The following is a 3,380-nucleotide window of genomic DNA, read 5'->3' on the forward strand; positions in this document are numbered from 1 at the left end:
TCTCTATCGCTAGGTCACTGTAGGTATTCGACGCGCCTCGCTTGCCAGTCTTTTGCTTGTTCTTCCAGGCGCTCAGCACCCCTTCATCTATCCAAACGGTCAGGCTCCCTCGGGCCTCCAAGGCGGCGTTATACTCTGACCAGTTGCAGATGCGGTAGCGGCTTTTCATGCTCTCCCTTACTTCGACTATTATCTCAACCGTATCGATTCATTCTTGCTCATCACAACTGCCTATCGAACGATTTGTGCAACAAAGCCATCTAAGATCCTAATATGGACACTTAGGTGGAAATGTTTCAGCCTAAGATCCTCGGGCAATGCTATCGACGAGTATCTTTGAACTCCTGCAAATGAGCACACATAGCTAATGTTTAGCGGACAGAAGAGCAGAACCAGCCAAAGAAGTTGACATCGTTTTCCGTAGCGGCGAACTCCTGCTGAGTTTGCTGAGCAGCGTGGTAGTACCACTGACAGTACTGCTCAAACGCTTCGCGGTATTCGACTTCGCGGCGAAAGTCTTGGGCGGCCTGCTGTAGCTTTAGCGCTTCTGCAAATTGCTGGACCTTGACTGACTCGGTCGAAACGTACTCAATTGAGGGCTTGAACATGGAGCCTTGGGGTAAAAGAACGCTCTGCCCTATCTTAGCGGCTGAGTCGGGGGTTAGCTGAGTTGCCTAAACCCAGCCCTTCAGCCAGTAGATCGCGAACCCGATATATTCCTTCAGGGCTCGGGTGAAGTAGTCCTGGGCTTCGGCGTTGGGCAGCAGGTTGAGCAGCCGGGCCTGGGAAGTACGGCGCATTTCTGGGAAGCTGCCTTCGGTGACGTAGAAGTCCGTCGGCATCGGGATCACATCGATTCCCTGCTTTTTGAAAATGGCGACCGAGCGGGGCATGTGGATGGCTGAAGTGACTAGCAAAACCGACTTCAGGTCGCGGGCATCGAGCAGCTTTTTAACATTGATAGCGTTCTGGTAGGTATTGAGCGATGTTCCTTCCAGCAGCATGTCAGCGCGGGGCACACCCATCGCCGCCGCAATCTGCCGCATATCGTCGGCTTCTGGCGGGCCGCCATCTTTCCAGTCAATCCGCCCGCCGCTGAGGATCAGCAGCGGCGCGTAGCCCTGCCGGTAGAGCCGCGAGCCGTGGAGGACGCGATCGCCCGCATCGGTCACCTCTACCCAGGGGCGCGGCGGCGTCGCCGGAAATGTGCTGCCGCCCAGTACCACGATCGCATCGGCGCGGGGCGTCGTTTCAGGCGGCAGATAGCGCCATTCTAAGGACTGCACCAGCCGGGCGCTGGCCCAGGGATTGCTGCTGACGTAGAGGACGATCAGGGCAGCCGCGATCGCGCCTCCCACCCGCCCTAGTCGTTTCGGCGACCGCCACAGCCAGAACAGTCCCAGCGTCAGCAGCAGGCAGCTCAGCCCCAGCGGATAGATCAGCAGCGGCAGCAGCTTCGAGAGAAAGAGAAACATGGCCCCTAGCGCGACTGCCGCCGTTTCAGATAGCGCTCATGCTCACGGCCTGGTCGCCAGCCGGGCAGCCGCAGCCAGCCCCGGCGCGGTATCCGGTCTCTGCCGGAAGCCCTTCTGGTCGAACCGGCACCGTCAACCTTCGCCGCCGCGATCTTGTCTGCAACCCGACCGGCATCGGGAGCCGGGGGCGCACCGCCCTTGAGCTGCCACCAGGCGTTGACCATGCCGCCCGAGAGGCCGCCGATCAGCCCAAAGACGATGCTGAAGGGCACCGAGTAGCCCAGCAAGAAAAAGATGATTAGAAAGGCCAGCCAAAAGCGGAGGACGGCTGGGACGATCAGGTCAGTCACGGCTCAGACTCAGTCAGTGCCTCCACTATAGCCGCTAGCTGCGGTTCTAAGGGCTGGGTCGTATCCACGGCGATCACCGACGGCTGGACGGTGGCAGAAAAGGGCTCCTCCGTTTGGCTGGCCAGCACCTCGACGGTGGCGTCGGCGATGTCGCCGGAGCGCTGACGGACGCGCGCTGTGAGCACCTCGCGGGGGGCCGTGCAGTGAATCAGGGTGAAGGGAAGGTTTGCGGTATGGGCTGCCGCGATCGCGCTTTGCCGCTGGATCTGCCGGTCGTATTTGGCGTCTAGAATCACCGGGTAGCCCAGCAGCGCCAGCTCAGTCCCCAGGCTCAGCAGCCGATAGTAGGTCTTTTGGGTCATCTCGTCCGTATAGAGCCGGTCATCGCCGCGTTCCATCAGGGGGACGCCTGCCAGATGCTTGCGAACGGCGTCGGAGCGAATATGGACGGCCTCCAGCTGAGGAGCCAGGGCCTGAGCCACCGTACTCTTGCCCGAGCCCGAGAGCCCCGACATCAGAATTAGCCGCCCCGACTGGGACTGCGTATAGGCCCAGGCCAGCCGATAGTACCGCGCGGCTTTCTCGCTGGCTCGCTGCCGCTCTGCTTCAGACACGGTCGGATCGTTCAGCATAAAAGAGGTGACCTTAGCCCGCACGTAGGACTGACGGCTGACATACAGCGGTAGCACGGCTAAGCCTTCCCAATCGCCGGTCTGCTCGACATAGTGATTCAGAAAAATCGTGCTCAGGTCGCCCCGGCCCGCTGCCTGCAAGTCCATCACGATGTAGGCAATGTCGAACATGACATCGACACAGCGAAAGGGCTCATTGTCGAACTCGATGCAGTCAAACAGCAGCAGCTTGCCCTGCCATTCGCAGATATTGTTCAGGTGCAGGTCGCCGTGGCAGGCGCGGATGCGGTTTTGGTCGAGCCGCCGCTGGAACAGGTCCTGACGCTCGGTAAAGAAACGGTCGGTATAGGCTTTGGTCTCATCGAACTGCTGCTGGGTCTGCGGTCCACCGATGAACTCAGCCGTCTGGTCGTAGTTTTCGTCGAAGGAATAGCGGATTTCAGGAATTTCGCCATAGCTGCGGATGCGGTCATTGGTCTTGGCGCTTTGGTGAAACTGGGCGATCACTTCGGCCAGCGATCGCAGTTTCTCCGCCGTCAGCTCGCCCTGCTCAAACTGATGGCTCAGCAGCGCATCCTGAGGAAACTGACGCATTTTCACTGCGTATTCGACCGTATCGCCGGAGCCGTCGAGCTGATAGCGATCGCCCAGCTGCATGATCGGCACGACCCCTAGATAAAGCGCCGCCGCCGCCCGCCGGTTGAGCCGCAGCTCCTCGTAGCAAAAGTGTCGCCGTTTTTCCAGCGTGGAATAGTCCAAAAAGCCAAAATCCACCGGCTTTTTCAGCTTGTAGGCATAGTCACCCGTCAGCAGCACATAGGAAACATGGGTCTGCATCAGCTCAATCGGCTGCGTTACCGGGTGGGGGTAGAAGTCCGGCTGGAGCATTTGCTGGATCAGGGCTGTCTCTTATACACACCTGA

5 protein-coding genes are annotated in these 3,380 nt (G+C 59.4%); all 5 read right to left on the reverse strand.

Annotated elements, in window-relative coordinates; genetic code table 11:
- The coding region (locus tag IQ241_RS25010) for a transposase (RefSeq protein ID WP_193910349.1) at window positions 1-169 on the reverse strand (169 nt) is incomplete at its 3' end.
- 202 nt (window positions 170-371) lie between these two features.
- A complete protein-coding gene (locus IQ241_RS25015) occupies window positions 372-608 on the reverse strand; it encodes a hypothetical protein (RefSeq protein ID WP_193912501.1) in 237 nt (78 codons plus the stop codon).
- Window positions 609-674: 66 nt separating this feature from the next.
- Entirely contained in the window at window positions 675-1,475 is an 801-nt protein-coding gene (locus IQ241_RS25020) for a YdcF family protein (RefSeq protein WP_193912503.1), read from the reverse strand.
- 5 nt (window positions 1,476-1,480) lie between these two features.
- The gene (locus IQ241_RS25025) at window positions 1,481-1,825 is read right to left on the reverse strand and encodes a hypothetical protein (RefSeq protein ID WP_193912505.1); all 345 of its coding nucleotides are present in this window, start codon (window positions 1,823-1,825) and stop codon (window positions 1,481-1,483) included.
- A complete protein-coding gene (locus IQ241_RS25030; RefSeq protein WP_193912506.1) occupies window positions 1,822-3,345 on the reverse strand; it encodes a bifunctional aminoglycoside phosphotransferase/ATP-binding protein in 1,524 nt (507 codons plus the stop codon). Before IQ241_RS25030 ends, IQ241_RS25025 begins: the two co-directional genes overlap by 4 nt.
- Window positions 3,346-3,380 lie beyond the last annotated feature (35 nt).

This window comes from Vasconcelosia minhoensis LEGE 07310, from assembly GCF_015207255.1.
In the GTDB taxonomy this organism is placed as follows: domain Bacteria; phylum Cyanobacteriota; class Cyanobacteriia; order Phormidesmidales; family Phormidesmidaceae; genus Vasconcelosia; species Vasconcelosia minhoensis.